This window comes from Bosea sp. 29B (assembly GCF_902506165.1).
Lineage (GTDB): Bacteria > Pseudomonadota > Alphaproteobacteria > Rhizobiales > Beijerinckiaceae > Allobosea.
On record NZ_LR733817.1, the window covers coordinates 4,023,438 to 4,040,823 of the forward strand.

The 17,386-nt window shown below is 67.2% G+C and carries 15 protein-coding genes; 6 read left to right on the plus strand and 9 right to left on the minus strand.

The genetic code is table 11. The features are described from left to right. Window position 1: 1 nt before the first annotated feature. From GV161_RS19490 to GV161_RS19500, 3 genes are all read right to left on the minus strand, one after another. Window positions 2-922 (minus strand): ABC transporter permease, encoded by a 921-nt coding sequence (locus tag GV161_RS19490; protein WP_152017247.1) that lies wholly within the window; start codon window positions 920-922, stop codon window positions 2-4. After that, complete coding sequence (locus GV161_RS19495) at window positions 919-1,896, minus strand: ABC transporter permease (RefSeq protein ID WP_152017248.1); 978 nt, start codon at window positions 1,894-1,896, stop codon at window positions 919-921. Before GV161_RS19495 ends, GV161_RS19490 begins: the two co-directional genes overlap by 4 nt. A 146-nt stretch (window positions 1,897-2,042) precedes the next feature. Next, window positions 2,043-3,644 (minus strand): ABC transporter substrate-binding protein, encoded by a 1,602-nt coding sequence (locus tag GV161_RS19500; RefSeq protein WP_152017249.1) that lies wholly within the window; start codon window positions 3,642-3,644, stop codon window positions 2,043-2,045. A 205-nt stretch (window positions 3,645-3,849) separates the two neighbouring features. On the opposite strand from GV161_RS19500, the gene GV161_RS19505 reads away from it, so the two are divergent. Beyond that, the gene (locus GV161_RS19505) at window positions 3,850-4,803 is read left to right on the plus strand and encodes a LysR substrate-binding domain-containing protein (RefSeq protein ID WP_159650296.1); all 954 of its coding nucleotides are present in this window, start codon (window positions 3,850-3,852) and stop codon (window positions 4,801-4,803) included. A gap of 21 nt (window positions 4,804-4,824) precedes the next feature. Here GV161_RS19505 and GV161_RS19510 read toward each other — a convergent pair whose 3' ends face one another. Then, window positions 4,825-5,061 carry an Lrp/AsnC ligand binding domain-containing protein gene (locus GV161_RS19510; protein WP_038361355.1) on the minus strand — a complete coding sequence of 79 codons (237 nt, stop codon included), beginning with the start codon at window positions 5,059-5,061 and terminating at the stop codon, window positions 4,825-4,827. Window positions 5,062-5,111: 50 nt separating this feature from the next. Next, entirely contained in the window at window positions 5,112-5,951 is an 840-nt protein-coding gene (locus tag GV161_RS19515; protein ID WP_152017251.1) for an alpha/beta hydrolase, read from the minus strand. A 157-nt stretch (window positions 5,952-6,108) separates the two neighbouring features. Between GV161_RS19515 and GV161_RS19520 the strand changes: the two genes are divergently transcribed. From GV161_RS19520 to GV161_RS19530, 3 genes are read left to right on the plus strand one after another with little or no spacing between them, the layout of a single operon-like run. Continuing rightward, window positions 6,109-7,122, plus strand: a complete 1,014-nt coding sequence (locus GV161_RS19520) for an asparaginase (RefSeq protein WP_152017252.1) — start codon at window positions 6,109-6,111, stop codon at window positions 7,120-7,122. 51 nt (window positions 7,123-7,173) lie between these two features. Further along, window positions 7,174-8,850 carry a SulP family inorganic anion transporter gene (locus GV161_RS19525; protein ID WP_152017253.1) on the plus strand — a complete coding sequence of 559 codons (1,677 nt, stop codon included), beginning with the start codon at window positions 7,174-7,176 and terminating at the stop codon, window positions 8,848-8,850. Continuing rightward, window positions 8,847-9,464, plus strand: coding sequence for a ParB-like protein (locus GV161_RS19530; protein WP_152017254.1), 618 nt, complete (start codon window positions 8,847-8,849; stop codon window positions 9,462-9,464). The genes GV161_RS19525 and GV161_RS19530 overlap by 4 nt, the downstream gene beginning before the upstream one ends. Window positions 9,465-9,467: 3 nt before the next feature. Here the strand turns inward: GV161_RS19530 and GV161_RS19535 are convergent, their stop codons facing one another. Then, window positions 9,468-10,844, minus strand: a complete 1,377-nt coding sequence (locus GV161_RS19535) for a TIGR03808 family TAT-translocated repetitive protein (protein ID WP_159650297.1) — start codon at window positions 10,842-10,844, stop codon at window positions 9,468-9,470. Window positions 10,845-10,906: 62 nt separating this feature from the next. After that, window positions 10,907-11,881, minus strand: coding sequence for a methylmalonyl Co-A mutase-associated GTPase MeaB (gene meaB / locus GV161_RS19540; RefSeq protein WP_244624276.1), 975 nt, complete (start codon window positions 11,879-11,881; stop codon window positions 10,907-10,909). 127 nt (window positions 11,882-12,008) lie between these two features. Here meaB and GV161_RS19545 point away from each other — a divergent pair, with 127 nt between their 5' ends. Next, window positions 12,009-13,115 carry an alpha/beta hydrolase gene (locus GV161_RS19545; RefSeq protein ID WP_152017257.1) on the plus strand — a complete coding sequence of 369 codons (1,107 nt, stop codon included), beginning with the start codon at window positions 12,009-12,011 and terminating at the stop codon, window positions 13,113-13,115. Between the two features lie 80 nt (window positions 13,116-13,195). Then, window positions 13,196-14,197 (plus strand): alpha/beta hydrolase, encoded by a 1,002-nt coding sequence (locus GV161_RS19550; protein WP_152017258.1) that lies wholly within the window; start codon window positions 13,196-13,198, stop codon window positions 14,195-14,197. A 39-nt stretch (window positions 14,198-14,236) separates the two neighbouring features. Here GV161_RS19550 and GV161_RS19555 read toward each other — a convergent pair whose 3' ends face one another. Further along, window positions 14,237-16,669, minus strand: a complete 2,433-nt coding sequence (locus GV161_RS19555; RefSeq protein WP_152017259.1) for a penicillin acylase family protein — start codon at window positions 16,667-16,669, stop codon at window positions 14,237-14,239. A 146-nt stretch (window positions 16,670-16,815) separates the two neighbouring features. Further along, window positions 16,816-17,376 (minus strand): GNAT family protein, encoded by a 561-nt coding sequence (locus GV161_RS19560; RefSeq protein ID WP_159650298.1) that lies wholly within the window; start codon window positions 17,374-17,376, stop codon window positions 16,816-16,818. Between the last annotated feature and the right edge of the window lie 10 nt (window positions 17,377-17,386).

Sequence of the window (17,386 nt, forward strand, 5' to 3'; positions counted from 1 at the left end):
CTCACTTCTCCAGGCGCGGGTTGAGCACGTCGCGCAGGCGGTCGCCGACCAGGTTGATCGAGACGATCGTCATCAGCAGCGCAAAGCCGGGGAAGACCGAGATCCAGTAGCTGCCCGAGAGCATGTACTGGAAGCCGTTGGCGATCAGCACGCCGAGCGAGGGCTCGGTCTGCGGCAGGCCGACGCCGAGGAAGGACAGCGTCGCCTCCAGCGAGATCGCATGGGCCGTCTGCACGGTGACGATGACGATGACCGGCGCCAGGCAATTCGGCAGGATGTGCCGGAAGACGGTGCGGGCATGGGACAGGCCCAAGGATTGCGCCGCCTCGACATATTCCTTGCGTCGCTCGACGAGGGCGGAGCCGCGCACGGTGCGGGCGTAATAGGCCCATTGCACCATCACCAGCGCGATGATGATCTTGTCGACGCCCTTGCCGAGGCCCGCGACCAGGATCAGGGCGACCAGAACGGACGGCAGCGAGAGCTGCAGGTCGACCAGGCGCATGATCGCGTTCTCAGTACGCCCGCCCGCATAGGCTGCGATCAGGCCGACCGCCGAGCCGATGCTCGCTGCCAGGATGCCCGAGAAGGCGCCGACCATCAGCGAGATGCGCAGGCCGTAGAGAATGCCGGACAAAAGGTCGCGGCCGACACCGTCCGAGCCGAGCCACATGGTGAAGCCCTCGCCCGAGACCGAGCCCGGCGGCTGGCGCGAATCCATCACGTCGACGCTAGCGAGATCGTAGGGGTTCTGCGGCGCGATCAGCGGGGCGGCGAGGGCGAGCAGGACGATCAGGATGAAGAGGGCGAGCCCGAACAGCGCCAGCCGGTCCTCGATGAAGGAGCGGACAAAGCGCCGGAACGGCGTCTCCTCCTTGGCCTCGGCAGGCGGTGCGGCAGCGGGCAAAGAGGTGTCGCTCATGATGTCGCCTCCGTCAGGCGGACGCGCGGATCGAGCGCCGAATAGATCAGGTCAACCAGGAGGTTGATGGTGACGAACAGCACGACGACGACCATGACATAGGCGACGATCACCGGCCGATCGAGCCGGGTGATCGCCTCCAGCAGCAGGCGGCCCATGCCCGGCCAGGCGAAGATCGTCTCGGTCACCACCGAGAAGGCGACGAGCGAGCCGAACTCCAGCCCGAGCACAGTGACGATCGGGATCATGATGTTCTTGAGGATGTGGACGCCGATGATCCGGCTCTGCGACAGGCCCTTGGCCCGGGCGAACTTGACGTAGTCCATCAGCGCCGCCTCGCGCGCGCCAGCTCGCGCCAGGCGGATCACCAGCGAGATCTTGAGCAGCGCCAGGTTGAAGGCCGGCAGGGCGACATGCTGCCAGCCCTTCAGCGACAGCAGCGAGGTGTCCAGGCCGAAGATCGAGACGGTAGGTCCGCGCCCGGTCGCCGGCAGCCAGCCGAGGCTGACTGCGAAGGTGAGGATCAGCATCAGCCCGACCCAGAAGGTCGGCAGCGAGAAGCCGAGGATCGAGACCGCCATGATGAAGCGCGACAGCCGGCTCTCCGGCTTCAGGCCGGCATAGAGGCCGAGCGGCAGGCCGATCACGACCGCCAGAACCAGCGCGACGAAGGCGAGCTCCAGCGTCGCCGGCATGCGGCTGAGGATCAGTTTGATCGCGGATTCGCCATGGACGAAGGAGCGGCCGAGATCGCCCTGGACGGCGTTCTTCAGGAAGACCAGGAACTGTTCCCAGATCGGCCGGTCGAGCCCGAGGGCGCGGGCCGTCTCGGCGATCTGCTGCTGGTCCATCTCCGGCGAGATCAGCATGTAGATGGGATCGCCGACGACGTTCACGCCGAAGAAGACGATCACGAGCATCGCCGCGATGACGAAGAGAGCTTGCGCCAGGCGGCGCAGGACGAATGCCAGCATGGTCCGGGGCCTTCCGGATCGGGAGTGCGGGAGACCACCCCTCGGGCAGGGCCGGAGGGGTGGTCTCTTCGCATTTCAACAAGGAAAGAGTGTCGCGCGGTCCGGACCGGGCTTCAAGCCGGTCCGGACCGGATCGACGGGGCCGGTTATTCCTTACGGATGCCGGTGGCGAGCGTGTACTCGTCGGTGCGGGCCTGCACCTTGACGCCCTTGCGGGAGGCCCAGGTGTTGAGCTGGTAATGTGTCGGGATCAGGCCGACATCGTTCATGCTGATCTCCATCGCCTCGGCCAAAGCGGCGTCGCGCTTCGCGTCGTCGACGGTGCGCAGAGCCTCGTCCAGCTTGGCGTCGAAGGCCGGGTTGGAGTAGCGGCCGCGATTGGTCGCGCCCATGCCCTTCTTCGGATCGAAGGTGGCGAGCAGGGCCTTCAACGAATCCGAGGATTCACCGGTGCCGGCGCCCCAGCCGACCAGGATGAAGGAGAACTCAGGCACATTGCCCTGGCCGCCTTGCGAGGCGCGGGTGAAGAAATTCGCCGACGGCAGCGTCTCGACCTCGGTCTCGATGCCGAGGCGCGAGAACATCTGCGCGACAGCCTCGATGATCTTGGTGTCGTTGAGATAGCGGTTGATCGGCCCGTGCAGCTTCATCTTGAAGCCGTTGGGATAGCCGGCCTCTGCGAGCAGCTTCTTGGCGCCGTTGAGGTCGAAGGCGACCGGCTTCAGCTTCTTGGAGGTGCCGAAGAAACCGTCGGGCAGGAGCTGGCCGGCGGGGATCGCCTCCTTCTCCATGATGCGTTCGACGATGCCCGGGCGGTTGATCGCCATCGACAGCGCCTGGCGGACCTTGAGGTTGCGCAGCGGGTTCTTGATCTCCGAGCCGTCCTTGCCCTTGATGAAGGGCGAGACCTCGCGGAAGTGATCCATGTGGAAATAGATCACCCGGTTCGAGACCGTGCTCGAGACGTTGAGCTTGGCATCGCCCTTGAGGCGGGCAACGTCAGAGGTCGGCACGTTCTCGATCACGTCGAGATCGCCGGCGAGCAGCGCCGCGACGCGGGTCGGCGCCGAGGTGATCATCCGGAAGGTGACCTTCGACCAGGGCTCCTTGCCGCCCCAGTAGTTCTCGTTCGGGGTCAGCACGACGCGGTCGCCCGCGACATATTCTGCCTGCTTGTACGGGCCGGTGCCGCCGGCGGCGCATTTGCCGAGGTTGAAGTCCTCGGTGGTCGTGTCCTTGCACTTGGCCGAGATGACGCCGAAGGTCGAGAGGTCGGTCGGGACCAGCGGGGCCGGCTCCGTGGTTTTGATCCGGATGATGTGGTCGTCGACCTTGGTGAATTCCTTGCCGCGAACATAGGCGTTGAAGCTCGACGGGCTCTTCGGCACGTTGGGCGCGCGCTGCATGGTGGCGATCACGTCGTCCGCCGTGAACGGCGAGCCGTCATGGAACTTGACGTTCTTGCGCAGCTTGAATTCCCAGGTCGTGTCGTCGATCGCCTTCCAGCTCTCGGCGAGCCCCGGCTTCAGCTGCTGCTTCTCGTCCTGCCCGACCAGCGGCTCGTAGATGTGCCGAGCCATCAGGTTGTTGGGGGTGAGGTTGTGATAATGCGGGTCGAGCGAGCTGAGTTCGGCCGACAGGCCGATCTTGAGCTCCTGAGCCGATGCGATGCCGGCGATGCCGATGACCGGAGCTGCCAGAATGGCGAGCTTGAGAGCTTTCAGCCCCTTGGCGCTGAGCGTTTTCATTCCGAACCTCCCGATGGCTTCGAGGCGCCATCTTTCACAACTGAGCCGCGCGTGGCGAGTCGCCGGATTGGCCGGTCTGCCCCTCTTCTCGCCCGGCCGGGTTTGTAGAACGATTTCTTATACCTGTAAATTATATGGCTTGCGACAGTGTATAATCTGAATGCATAGATGGATGCGGGGCGCGGATAGGGTGGGCAGGACGATGGTGACCACGGCAAGAGCCGCTCGCCCGCCGATATCGGCCAACCAGCGTCGCCCGCCGAGCCTGCGCGAACTCGAGGTGCTGCAGGCGATGATCGCCACCCGCAAGACGGTGGCGGCCGCCCAGATGCTGGGGATTTCGCAGCCTGCCGTATCGCGGGCGCTCGCTGCGCTGGAAGCCCATGTCGGCCGCCCGCTCTTCGCGCGCGAAGGCGGCAGGCTTGTGCCCACTGCAGATGCCTTTGCACTCGACGCAGAGGCACAGCCGATCTTTGCGGCGCTCGAGAGGCTCAACAGCTGGCCCGGGCAAGCCGTCCAGGCCAGCGTGCTGCGCATCGCGACCCCGCCGACCCTGGCCCAGTTCGTCCTGCCACCTGTTCTGGCAGAGTTCCGCCGGCAGGAGCCCGATGTCGTCGCGAATGTCGAGATCGACACCAGTTCGACCGTGATCACGCAGGTTGCGGACCGTGCCGTCGATCTCGGCCTGGTCGACATGTCGGCTTCGCATATCGGCATCCATGGCGAAGCGATCCGCGAGGCCGTCGCACATGTGCTGATGCCGGAGGAGCATCCGCTCGCGGATCGCGAGGTGTTGAGCCCGCAGGACCTCGCCGACGAGGCGATCATCGCCTTGGCGCGGCGCTTTCCCGAGCGCATCAAGGTGGAGCAGGCCTTCGCTGACGCCGGTGTGGCTCTTCGCCTGGTCGGGGAGGGCACGGCAGCGGTTTTCGTCGCGGAGATGGTCAGGCAGCGTGTCGGCCTGGCCTTGCTGAACCCGTTTCCACTGACGCTTGGTGGCCTGCGAGGGCTGGTGGCCCGCCGCTTCGCGCCGGCCATCGCCTATCGGACGATGCTGCTATTTCCGTCCGCCGGGTCTGTCGCGCCGGCGGCACGCCGCTTTGCCGATCTGTTGATCGCGATGCAGCCGGAGGACGGTCTGACCGTGCCGATCAGGTAGCTTCGAGCTGACCGGAGGCGCTCAGAACGCCTTGAAAGTGATGATCGTGTGAGTGTCGGCGATCTCCGGGATCGACTGCACCTTCTGGGCGACGAAATGGCCGATATCGACATCGGCGGCGACATGGAACTTGGCCAAGATGTCGTAATTGCCGGCGGTCGAGTAAATCTCCGAGGCGATCTCGCGATCTGCGAGTTCGCTGGCGACCTCATAGGTCTTGCCGAGCTTGCATTTGATCTCGACGAAGAAGGTCTGCATCGCGCGCTCCGGAATCCTGTCGCCTCTGGATAGAGCCTGCTGCGGTCGGGTCAAGCGCCTGCGAGTTCGGCGATGCGGCGCGTCATGGCGCTGTCCGGATCGGGAATCGTGTCCAGCACGGTGAAATGATTGGCGCCGTCGATCTCCTCATAGCGCGTGCGCACGCCTTCCAGGCCCCAGATATCGGTCAGCCTGCGGCTCTGCTTCAGGTATTCGGTGCTCTCGGCGCCGCCGACGACCGCATCCATGACTAGCCCGGAGGGCGCCGGCCAGAACAGCGGGCTCTCGCGCTCCGCCCCTTCATGCGTAAGGCCGAGCGCCTTGTTGATGCTGGTCTCGGTCAGCGGCTTGAGATTGTAGAGGCCGGAGATGCCATAGGCGGCCGGCACGATCTGGTCCGGTAGCTCCGGATCGACATTCTTCCAGCCCGTTGCCAGCAGGCAGGCGGAGAGCTGTCCGCCGGCCGAATGCCCCGCCGCGACCACCGGCAGATTGTAGCGCAGCCAGATCGTCGCAGCAGCCTGCTGCAGCTCCCAGACGATGTGGCCGACATCGACCTGCGGGCAGAGGTCGTAGCCTGCGACCGCAACGGGGACGCCGCGCTGGTTCAGCCCGCGCGCCATATGCGAGAAGAAGCTCGGATCGAGCGCCTGCCAGTAGCCGCCATGGATGAAGAGCACGATCGCCTTGCTCTTTACATCCTCCGGCTTGAACAGGTCATAAGTCTGGCGCGGGCCCTCGCCATAGCGGATGCCGAGCTCGCTGACGGCGACCTCGCGATAGGCCGCCGCATCACGGGCCCAGCCGGCGATGAGGCCGGGGTGCTCGGGAACGCGGGCGCGGTTGTTGTATTCGACTTCGTAGTCGGGGGCCGTGCTGGTGTCGCTCATCGGATCCTCGCCATGCCTCGGTGAAGCACGGCATCTGCTCAAGCTCGCGGGTGGGTGAGGGCGCTGTCAAAGCCCATGCCTGCACTGTGCGCCATGGGCTTTGACAGGTCGAGAGACAAACGCGACAAGGCGATGCTCGTTCCGCCGGAGATGCCAGATGGACAATCCCGTTCTCGCCGAAGTCACCCGTGGCAGCACGGTCGAATCGCGCCATCGCGGCGCAGCGATCGTCGTCGATGCGGACGGGGCCGTGGTGTTTTCGCTGGGCGATGTCGAGCATCCCGTCTTTCCACGCTCGGCGGTGAAGGCGCTGCAGGCCCTGCCGCTGCTGGAGAGCGGCGCCGCCGATCGCTATGGCCTGATCCCGGCGGAGATCGCGCTCGCGGTCTCCTCGCATTCCGGCGAGGAGCTTCATGCCGAGACCTCGCTCGCCATGCTGAAGAAGGCCGGCCGCGATGTGGGCTGTCTCGAATGCGGCGCGCATTGGCCGATGGGTGAGGCGGCGGCGCGAGCCCTCGCCAAGGCCGGCCGCGAGCCGAGCGCGCTCAACAACAATTGCTCCGGCAAGCATGCCGGCTTCGTCTGCCTGTCCTGCGGCATTGACGAGGATCCGACCGGCTATGTGAAGGCGGGCCACAAGGTGCAGCAGGCGATACGGGCCGCGCTGGAGGAGGTGACCGGCGCCGTGCACAAGGTCGAGCTCTCCGGCACCGATGGCTGCTCGATCCCGACCTATGCCGTGCCGCTGAAGGCGCTGGCGCTCGGCTTCGCCCGTTTCGGCACCGGCAATGGCCTTGGCCCCAAGCGCGCCGAGGCGGCGCGGCGCATCCGCGAGGCGGTCGCCGCCAACCCGTTCATGGTCGCCGGTACCGGCCGCTTCGACACCCGCTTCATGGAAGTCTTCGGCGCCCGCGCCTTCATCAAGACCGGGGCCGAGGGCGTCTATTGCGGTACGCTGCCCGGGCTCGGCTATGGCATCGCGCTGAAATGCGATGACGGCGCCGGCCGCGCCACCGAGATTGCGATGGCGGCGCTGGTCGAGCGCTTCCTGCCGCGGCAGGGTGGTGACGAAGAGGCTTTCGCGCCCTTCCGCGAGACGGTCATGAAGAACTGGAACGGCATCGAGGTTGGCCGAGTCCGCGCGGCGGAGACGCTGCGGTCGCGCGCTTGACGGCAGTGGCGTACCGGCGCGAGGTTCGCCGCCCACCTTCGGTCTCGCGCGATGCCGCCTGCTTCCACGCCAGATGAGAATGTTTCTGCACCGGATCGCGCCGGCGCTTTCGGCCGTGACCTGCTCGCCGGGCTGACGCTCGCGGCGATCACCATTCCCGAGCAGATGGCGACGGCAAGGCTCGGCGGCTTCGAGCCGCAGGTCGGCTTCTATGCCTTCGTCGCGGCGACGCTCGGCTTCGTCCTGTTCGGTGCGAGCCGCCTGCTGACGGCCGGCGCCGATTCGACGATCACGCCGATCTTCGTCAGCGGGCTCGCGGCACTGGCCGCGGGCGGCGCGATCCCGGCGGGCTCTGCGACCCTGCTCGCACTGCTGGTCGGGTCGGCGCTCATCGTCGCCGGCCTGCTTCGGCTCGGCTGGATCGCCGATCTGTTGTCCGTGCCGGTGCTGACCGGCTTCCTCACCGGCATCGCCGTCCATATCGCCGTGTCGCAGCTCCCCGGCCTGCTCGGCATTCCCGGCGGCGGTCATCACATCGCCGACCAGTTCGCGGCGCTCTGGCGCGGGCTCGGCAGCGTCAACCCGATCTCGCTGGCGATTGGTATCGCGACATTCGCGATCGTGAACCTGTGCGAGCGCTTCGCGCCGCGCGTGCCGGGGGCATTGCTGGCGCTCGTGGGCGCGACTGCGGCCGTCGTGTTCTTCAAACTGGAGACGCATGGTGTTGCCGTGCTTGGCGCCTTGCCCACGGGCTGGCCGAGTCTTGCGCCGCCCGTGCTCGACTGGGCCGATATCCGCAGTCTCGTTCCGCTCGCCCTGGTCATCGCGTTGGTGGTGATGATGCAGACGGCCACCGTTAGCCGCTCCTTTCGCGATCCCGATGGCGCCGAGCCGAAGGTCGACCGCGATTTCATCGGGCTCGGCGCTGCGAACCTCCTTGCGGGGTTGGCCAGCACTTTTCCGGTCAATGCCAGCCCGCCGAGGACGGCTGTGGTCGCCGAGAGCGGTGGGCGCTCGCAGCTCGCCGCGGCGACGGCGGCGCTGATCGTGCTCGCGCTCGCCGTTGCCGGCGGCTCGCTGCTGGCGCAGGTGCCGGTGGCGGCGCTGGCCGGCGTGCTGCTCTTCGTGGCGCAGCGTATCGTCCGGGCGGACGTTATCCGGCGGATCGCCGGCCAGTCCCGCACCGAATTCGCGCTCGTCCTGCTCACCGCCTTGGCGATCGTCTGGCTGCCGGTCGAGACCGGCGTCGCCGTCGGGATCGGCCTGTCGCTGCTGCACGGCGTCTGGATGACCACGCGCAGCGAGCCGATCGAGCAGTTGCGCATCCCCGGCACGACGATCTGGTGGCCGCCCGAGCCCGGCCGCCGTGGAGAGCAGGTCAAAGGCGTGCTGGTGGTCGCCTTTCCGGCGCCGCTGCTCTTCGCCAATGCCGAGATCTTCCGGCGCGGCGTGCTGGCGCTGCTGGCGGAACGCAGGCCGACCCTGCTGGTCCTCGACGCCGGCGGCATCCCCGCCATCGACTATACGGCGGCGCAAGGTCTGCTGGCCGTGGCGGCGGCCTGCCGCAAGCAGGGCGGCACCTTCGCCATCGCCCGGGCCGAGTCGGTGCGGGCGTTCCAGGCCTTGCAGGATTTCGGCGTGACCGCCGAGATCGGGGCAGAGCATGTCTTCCATAGCGTCGAGGAAGCGGTGAGGGCGCTTGCCTCAATCGCAAAGGAGGCTTCATGAGCTACTCGGTCGAACCGCGGCTGCATCCCGTCGCCATCGTCGAGCTCAGGCCGACGCAGATCACCGTCGGCATGCGCGAAGTCGAGATGAAGCGCATCCATTGGCGGGCTGAACGCGAGGAGAAGGGTGCCGACTTTCTCGGCAGCCACGCCGTCCCGGTCGTCATCGGTCCCAAGCGCCGCCTTTATCTGATCGACCACCACCATCTCGCGCTCGCTCTGCATCTGGAGGGCGAGGAGCGGGTGCTGATCACCGTGGTCGCCGACCTGTCGCGGCTCGGCAAGGACGAGTTCTGGAGCGTCCTCGACAATCGCAGCTGGATGCACCCCTTCGATGCCGAGGGCACCAGGCGCGGCCGCGACGAGATCCCGCGCAAGGTCTCAGGCCTCGTCGACGATCCCTATCGCTCGCTGGCGGGGGCGCTGCGGCTCGCCGGCGGCTATGCCAAGGCCGAGGCGCCGTTCAGCGAGTTTCTCTGGGCTGATTTCCTGCGCCGGCGCATCAAGCCCGACCTCGTCAGTCGCTTCTTTCCCAAAGCGCTGCGCAAGGCGCTGGACCTGGCCCGGACACGCGAGGCCGAGCATCTGCCAGGCTGGTGCGGGCCCCTGGATTGAGCGTCAGCCGACGGAATTGCCCTCGATCCGGATGCCGGCGGCGCGCTTGTCTTCGCCCTTCGTCAGGTCGCCGGTCACCACCTTGCCGAATTCGGTCCCGACGACCGCGCCGAGTTTCGCCTCGCTGATCACATTGTTGGCGATCAACGCGTTGCGCTCCTTGGGGACGAGCGAAACCGAGATGCCGATGCCGGTTCGCCTGATGACGTTGCCGGTCGCGACGAGGTTGCGCATCGCCCAGGACCAGCCGAGCGTGATGCCGACATCGCTGGCGTTCTCGATGACGTTGCCGGTGACGGCCGCCTCCGCCTCGACATGCAGGCCCGAGCCGCCGACGGGCTCCTTGCCCTTCGGCGCCAGCCCCTTCTGGGCGTTGCGGATGATGTTGTTGGCAACGACCGCGAGCCGCCCGCCATGGTCGAGATTGGTGACGCTGGCGCCCTGTGCGCAGTCCTCGATCAAGTTATTGGCGATGATCGCGCCCTCGAAAGCGAATTCCGAGTAGAGCGCCGTCTCGCCGCAGCGCCGGCCCTGATTGCCGAGGATCTGCACGTTCGAGCCGGAATTGTTGCGGATGAAGGTCAGCGCACAGTCACGCAATGTGTTGCCTTCGATCACGACGCCGCCGGCGCGGAAGAGGCTGATGCCGTTGCCGTTCGGCCCGTCGCCGCCGGCATCGCTGCGGATGCGGTTGAGCCGGTTGCCACGAACGAGGCTCTGATCGTCCCCGGCCTGGCTGCGCCAGAGCTGGATGCCGTTGTTGCCGCAATCCTCGACCGTGTTGGCCTCGATCGAGAGCCCACGTGAATCGAGCGAGAACAGAGCCGAATCCCGCATCGAGCGGAAGCGGTTGCGCTCGATGCGCCCGGCCGTGCGGCTGAGCGTCAGCCCGACCGAGCCGGCATTGGCGAACTCGCAGTCGGACAGCGCGAGATCGAGCACCTCCTCGGCATTGAGCAGGCCGACGCGCTGGCTGAGCTTGATGTCGAGTCCGTCGAGCATGATGCCGGCGATGGCGGCGCGCTTGATCCGCCGCGCCACCAGCATCGGTCCGGCCTGCGCCGCGATGAACTGCGTCGCGCCCGGCACGCCGGTCAGCCGGGCATTCTCCGGCAGGACGACATTGGCGATGCGATAGCGGCCGGGGGCGACGATCAGCGGCGCATCGCGCTTCACCGCCTCGACCAGCGCGGCCTGAAGAACACGCGACTGATCCTCGGCCGAGCCGGGGCGCAGGCCGAACTGCACCGCCTCGAGCCCGAGCATGCCGAGCGGAGTCGGCGTGCTCGGGCGCGGCGCCTGTGCCAGGACGGGACCCGCGGAGGCCGCGACCGTGCCGAAAAGGGCCGTCCGCAGCCAGTCGCGGCGCGAAAGCATCATCGAAGCCTCCATCATGCCCGTCAGGGTTCAAGAGGCATGCCGCGACCGGGCACGATTGCCGATTACAGCCCGAGTGCCCTGGCGATCTCGTCGGCGGCGGCGGTCGGGGCCATCTCGCCCGCGGCGACGGCCGCTTCCAGCTTCGGCGTGCGCGCCTTCAGGGCCGGGTCATGCCGGAGCTTGGCCTGCAGCCGGTCCTGCACCATCGCCCAGATCCATTTGACGTCCTGCCGACGGCGCTTTTCGGCGATCAGGCCCTTGGCCTCGAAGCGGGCGCGGTGCTCCTCGATCTTGGCCCAGAGCGCATCGAGGCCGGCCCCGGTCAGGCCGGAGATCGTCACCACCGGCGTCGACCAGAGCGGCGAGGTCGGCGCGAGAATATGCAGCGCCGCCTTGTATTGCGCGGCTGCGGCGCGCGCGGCGGTCGCGCCGTCGCCATCGGCCTTGTTGACCGCAAGCATGTCGGCGAGCTCGATGATGCCCTTCTTGATGCCCTGCAATTCGTCGCCGGCATTGGGCAGCATCAGCACCAGGAAGAAATCGGTGAGATCGGCGACCGCCGTCTCCGATTGGCCGACGCCGACCGTCTCGACCAGGATGACGTCGAAGCCGGCGGCTTCGCAGAGCAGCATGGTCTCGCGCGTCTTGGCTGCGACGCCCCCCAACGTGCCGGAGGAGGGCGAGGGCCGGATGTAGGCGTGCGGGTCGACGGCGAGCTGGGCCATCCGGGTCTTGTCGCCGAGGATCGAACCGCCGCTGCGCGTCGAGGACGGATCGACCGCGAGCACCGCGACCTTGTGGCCCTGGCCTGTCAGATAACTGCCGAGCGCGTCGATCGTCGTCGACTTGCCGACGCCGGGCACGCCGGTGATGCCGACCCGGATCGCCTTGCCGGTATGCGGCAGCAGGCGGGAGAGCAGGGCCTGCGCCTGGTCGCGATGGTCGGCACGCCGGCTTTCCGCGAGCGTGATCGCTCGTGCCAGCGCCGCACGCTCGCCCCTGAGAATCGCATCGCCGAGCGCCGTGAGGTCGACCATACCCGCTGGTAGCAAGCGAGCGCCTGCAACGGAAGCGAGGCTTTCGGCGGCCCAGGCCATCGTCCCCGCTCTTGCCAAGTGGCGAGGAGGGTGAGACGAGTCGCGCGGGGTACGGAGAGCGCGTCTCTTGTTCGGTTTGCGGTCTGTCGTTCTGGCTTTGGTGCTGCCGCTCATGCTCGCCGCCTGCGGCGGTCCACCACGTACTCTGGTGGTCTCGGCCGCGAAGCCTGAGGATATCGCCGGTACGGTTCGCATCTTCGTCGCGACCTCGCGCGCCACGACCAGGCAGCCTGAATATTTCAGCGGCGAACGCAGTCCGTCGGTCGGCTTCGCCCGGCTCGACATCAGCGTCCCGCGCGCTCACCAGGTCGGTCAGGTCGAGTTGCCGGGCAGTGTCACCAGCGCCGGCGATCCGGCCAGCCATTTCACCGTGAGCGGCGTCGAGCGTCTCACCGAGCCTGAGATCCTGAAACAGGTGCGGGCGGAGATCGCCAGGCGCCCGCCGGCCGAGCGCGAGGTGCTGGTCTTCGTCCACGGCTTCAACACCAATTTCGCCGACGCTGCCTTCCGCTTCGCCCAGATCGTCACCGATTCCGGCTTCAAGGGCGTGCCGGTGCTGTTCACCTGGCCGTCACGCGCCCAGGTCCTCGCCTACCCCTATGACCGCGATAGCGCCGACTTCTCGCGGGACGCGCTCGAAACCGGCCTGCGCGTGATCGCCCGCGACCTCGGTGCCAACCGCTTCGATATCCTCGCGCATTCGATGGGGACGCTGCTGACGGTCGAGACCTTGCGCCAGGCGGCGATCCGCGGCGACGGCAGCTTCGGCGGCAAGCTGCGCAATGTGATGCTGGCGGCGCCCGACATCGATCTCGACGTCTTCAAGACCCAGCTCGCCACGATCAGGCGGCCGGTGACCGTCTTCGTCTCCTCGGATGATCGCGCGCTCGACTTCTCGCGCCAATTCGCCGGGGACAAGGCCAGGCTCGGGGCGATTTCGGAAAAGGACACCGACGTCGTCGCCGATCTGCGCAAGGCCGGGGCGACGATCATCGATCTCTCGAAAGACCGCAGCAGTGACGAGTACAATCACGGCAAGTTCGCGACGACGCCGCGCATCGTCGAGATGATCGGGCGGCGGCTCGGGGCCGATGGGCTCGACGGTGGCGCGAGTGGCAGCATGCTCGGGCTCGACTCCAAGGCTTCGCCGTCTTTCGCCGCCCGCGACAAATAGCTGCCCAATTCTGGCCGCGTTGATCTGGCCTTAAGGGTTCGCGGCCAAAAGGTCCGCGCCCCCCAGTTCGGACCCGACCAGTGACCTCGCCTTCGCGATACGTCGTTTCACGCCGCTCCTTCGTCGCCCTGCTCGGGGCGGGACTGGCCGGTTGCGCGCAGAGCGAAGCCTCCGTGTCGCCTTTCATCGGGCCGGCGGATTCGTCCAGCTTTGGCAAGGAGCCGCAGCTGCTGGTTGCGACCACGCGCAAGCCGATGGGCGACCGCGCTCCGTATTTCGGCTCGGAGCGCGGCACCGGGCTGACCTTCGCCGAGGTCAGGCTGTCGGCGCCGGGCCGCGGCGTCGCTGCGCAGGTGAGTTCCGTCGTCAGCGGTGACTGGGCCGTGCTCGGCGTGACCCGGCGCAGTGCGAGCGATGCCGCCCGCGCCTTCTCGGACGCTGCGACCGGCCGCGACGTGCTGCTCTATGTCCACGGCTTCAACGAGACCTTCGAATCGGCCGCGCGTAGCGCCGGCCAGCTCTCGCATGCGCTCGCCTTCGAGGGGCGCACGGCGCTGTTCACCTGGCCGTCGGGCGGCGGCCTGCTCGCCTATGCTTATGACCGCGAAAGCGCGCTTTGGTCGCGCGACGGCTTCGTCCAGACCTTGAAGGCCCTGGTCGCCAACCCGACGATCGGGCGGATCAACATCGTCGCCCATTCCATGGGCAGTTTCCTGGCTATGGAAGGTCTGCGCGAGTTGCGTGATTTCGAGGGATTGTCCGACCGGATCGGGGCTGTCGTGCTGGCCTCGCCCGATGTCGACATCGACGCCTTCGAGCAGACTGTGCCGCGGCTCGGGCCGATCGCCCAGCGCATGACCGTGATCATCGATCCCGGCGACAGGGCGCTCGCCATCTCCTCGCGCATCGCCGGCGGCGTTGCTCGCGCCGGCGCCGCCGATCGCGAGCGGCTGGAGCAGCTCGGCGTGCGCGTCGCCGATACTGCCGGCCGCGGCTGGAGCCTGCTGCGCCACGACCTCTTCCTGTCGAACAGCGAAGTTACGCAGGTCGTACGCCGCGCCATTGACCGGGCGCGCTCCTGAGAACGGAGGCTGGAGCCTCCGTTCCCGGGTCTTGCTGCGTCAGCCAGCCGGCTTGAGCGCGATGACCGAGCGCGCCGCCTTTTCGATCGCCTCGCGCGAATAGAGCAGCGGCGCATAGTCGCCGGCGGCCCAGAGCGGCGCGAGATCGCGATAATGCGGGCTGTAGGCGTCGCCCGACTGGCCGGGCGTGTTGATGAAGCGGCTGTCGTCCCAGTTGCCGACGTCCAGCACCATGCGGAACGAGGCGCCCGCGATCACCTTGAAATCGGAGATGCGGTAGGAGGCCGCGCGCGGGCTGAAGGCCGAGCCGCCCATGGCGAGCCGGCCGACATTGAGCTGTGCCCGGTCCGGGCCGCCGGCGAGCGGCGACAGGGCATGATCGAACTGGGCGTGATGGATCTTGCCCCAGTTCCACGTCGCCGTGTCGGGGCCGAGCGTCTGGCGCAACTCCTCCATCGCCGCTTTCAGCGTCTCGAGCAGCAGGGCATTGCGTGCGGCCTTCGGATCAGCGCCGAGCGCATTGTCGGGCGCTTCGAGATAGGCGACCACCGCCGCGACATCGAGCGGGCCGATGACACTGCGGGCCTTCTCGGGCACGGCCTTGGCCGTCAGGGCACGCCCGAGATGCTTGCTCATCCAGACTTCGGACAAGGCTGCTGCGGCGCTGTCGACCGCAATCTCCTGGTTCCAGCCCTTGATCAGCTTCAGGCCCTCGGCCGTGACCGGATCGTCCGATGAGAGCGGCGCCAGCAGGGTGGCGAGCTTGCGGGCATTCTCCGAATTGTCGTCGTTCTGCAGGGCCATCGCATCGGCGAGCGTCACCTTGTTCTTGGTGCCGAGCACGGCCTTGATCCGGTTGATCCGCGAGGGATCGGACCATTCGTAGCCGATGCGCTTGGCGAGCAGCGGATGATCCTTCGGGATATTCATCTCGTTGGCGGTGGCGAAGAAGCCCTCGGTCGGATTGTAGACCTCGGGGAGTTCGCCCGCCTTCAGGAAGCCGGTCCATTCATAGCGGCCGTCGCCGGGCACTGGCATCAGGCCGTCATGGTTCGGCCGCTGTGGTGCCCGCCCGCCGACGATCCAGCCGATATTGCCCTTGTTGTCGGCATAGACCTGATTCTCGGATGGCGCGCCCCATTCAGCCATCGCCTTCTTGAAACCAGGCCAGTCCTTCGCCGTCATGTATTCGGCCGAGTTGAAATAGGCCGAGGTTCCCGGCTCGAACCAGACCGTGCGGATGGCGAAGGCGCGCTTCTCCTCGGGCTCGGCCTTCATGATCGGGCCGTGGCGGGTGAACTTCAGGTCGATCTGGCGAGGCGCCTCACCCTTGACCTCGATCGTTTCGCTGACCGTCTTCATCTCCTCCCAGCCGCTGCCATAGCGATACTGGTTCGGATTGGCCGGGTTGGTCTCGTAGACGTAGAGATCCTCCTGATCGATCGCGAAGATCGTCAGGCCGAAGGCGATCTCGCCGTTATGGCCAATCGAGATGCCGGGCAAAGCAGGTTCGCCGGCGCCGATCACCGACAGGCCGGGCGCGTTGAGATGCACGACATAGCGCAGCGACGGCACGCCATGGGCGCGATGCGGATCGTTGGCCAGGATCGGGCGGCCGGTCGCGGTGCGGCTCGCCGCGATCGTCCAGTTGTTCGAGCCGATGGTCGAGACGCTGTCGCCGGCCGCAGCGAAGATGGCGTCGCGGTCGAGCGCCGCGCGCTTCTCGCCGGGAGCGGCGAAGGTGACGTCGCGTGTCGCGAGATTGTAGTCGTCGAGGATATCCGGCTTGATCGCGCAGGGATCGAGCCCGTCCGGTACCTTGGTTTTCACGCTCGGCTCCAGCACGCGCCGGAAGCGGTCAGCCTCGATGCCGGCGGCGCAGGCGACGCGGGCGCGCACCACCTCGGACATCACGTTGCGGGTCAGGCCATGGCTGCGGATGCGCACCACGTCCTCGGCGCTCCAGCGATCCGGCAAGGTGCCCGAGACGCGGAAATCGAGCGGCAGCGGCTGCTTGCCGGAGCGTACCTCGTCGACGCGGGCGTTGATGCCGGCGACGAAGGCGTCGGTATAGGCTTTGGCGTCGGGGCCATAGGCCGCCCATTCCTTGCCCATCTCGCCGCGATAGAGGAAGAGCCGGGCGGCCCGGTCCTGCGCGACATAGGACGGGCCGAAATCCTTGGCCAGCAGCCCAAGCCCGCGCTTGCGCCAGAGATCGATCTGCCAGAGTCGGTCGCGCGCCGCGTTGTAGCCCTGCAGGAAGAGGGCATCGCGGCTTGAGGCCGCATAGATGTGTGCCACACCCCATTGATCGAGGATCAGCTCCGCCGGTCCCTGCAAACCGGCGACCGTCTGTTCGGAGCGCTTCACAGCGCTCGACAGCTCGGCCTTCGCGGGCAGGCATCCGGCGATGGTGACGGCGGCAATGGCAAACAGCGACGCTGCGCTGTAGGCGCGATCAGCTCTGCTCATGGTGTTCCTCCGTGCGGCCCATCTTTGGCGATGGGCCTTGCCGGAGGAGCTTAGGGGGAGAGCGGAGGCCAGCCACCGCTCATGGCCACATGGCGGCCCTGCCGCGCCGGCATGTGATCTGGATCGTTCCTTGCGCGGCTGGACGTTCAGTCCTCGCGATCCTCCCAGTCACTGCGCAGCAATGTTGTCACATGCTCGATCGTCGGCCGCCCGTCTGCCAGGCAGCGGCTGGCGACCTCGCCGGCAGGCCGATAGCCCAGCTTGCGCCGCATCGCCCAGGAGCTCTCATTGCCGTCGAAGTAGCCGTTGACCAGCTTCGTCAGGCCAAGGTCGCGGAAGGCGAACCGGATCTTCGCCCCGAAGGCTTCGCGTCCGTAGCCGCGCCCCTGATAACCGTTGGCGATCCAGATTCCGCCGCCAGCCGTTCCGGCTGTCCGGTCGATCTTGTTGAGGCTGATCCCGCCGATCACGCGCCGCTCGGATTTGAGTTCGATCGCAAATTCGTAGGCAGTCGGCAGGGTGCTCGCACTCGCCATCTCCCGGCATCGCCTGACCCAATCCCTGGCGTGCGCGGTCGAATAGGGGTGGGGGACGAAGGCCAGCCACCTTGCGACCTCGAGATCGTTCAAGCCCAGCGCGAGCTGTTCGATGTCTGCCTCGCTCCAGGGGCGCAGAACGAGGCGCGAGGTTTCGATTCTGATGTCCACGGCGTTGCAG

Excerpts from the sequence above, each read along its gene's own strand:
- GV161_RS19490 (WP_152017247.1), bottom strand. The coding sequence starts at position 922 with ATGAGCGACACCTCTTTGCCCGCTGCCGCACCGCCTGCCGAGGCCAAG.
- GV161_RS19515 (WP_152017251.1), bottom strand. The coding sequence starts at position 5,951 with ATGAGCGACACCAGCACGGCCCCCGACTACGAAGTCGAATACAACAAC.
- GV161_RS19495 (WP_152017248.1), bottom strand. The coding sequence starts at position 1,896 with ATGCTGGCATTCGTCCTGCGCCGCCTGGCGCAAGCTCTCTTCGTCATC.
- GV161_RS19520 (WP_152017252.1), top strand. The coding sequence starts at position 6,109 with ATGGACAATCCCGTTCTCGCCGAAGTCACCCGTGGCAGCACGGTCGAA.
- meaB (WP_244624276.1), bottom strand. The coding sequence starts at position 11,881 with ATGGTCGACCTCACGGCGCTCGGCGATGCGATTCTCAGGGGCGAGCGT.
- GV161_RS19535 (WP_159650297.1), bottom strand. The coding sequence starts at position 10,844 with ATGATGCTTTCGCGCCGCGACTGGCTGCGGACGGCCCTTTTCGGCACG.
- GV161_RS19510 (WP_038361355.1), bottom strand. The coding sequence starts at position 5,061 with ATGCAGACCTTCTTCGTCGAGATCAAATGCAAGCTCGGCAAGACCTAT.
- GV161_RS19500 (WP_152017249.1), bottom strand. The coding sequence starts at position 3,644 with ATGAAAACGCTCAGCGCCAAGGGGCTGAAAGCTCTCAAGCTCGCCATT.
- GV161_RS19555 (WP_152017259.1), bottom strand. The coding sequence starts at position 16,669 with ATGAGCAGAGCTGATCGCGCCTACAGCGCAGCGTCGCTGTTTGCCATT.
- GV161_RS19525 (WP_152017253.1), top strand. The coding sequence starts at position 7,174 with ATGCCGCCTGCTTCCACGCCAGATGAGAATGTTTCTGCACCGGATCGC.
- GV161_RS19530 (WP_152017254.1), top strand. The coding sequence starts at position 8,847 with ATGAGCTACTCGGTCGAACCGCGGCTGCATCCCGTCGCCATCGTCGAG.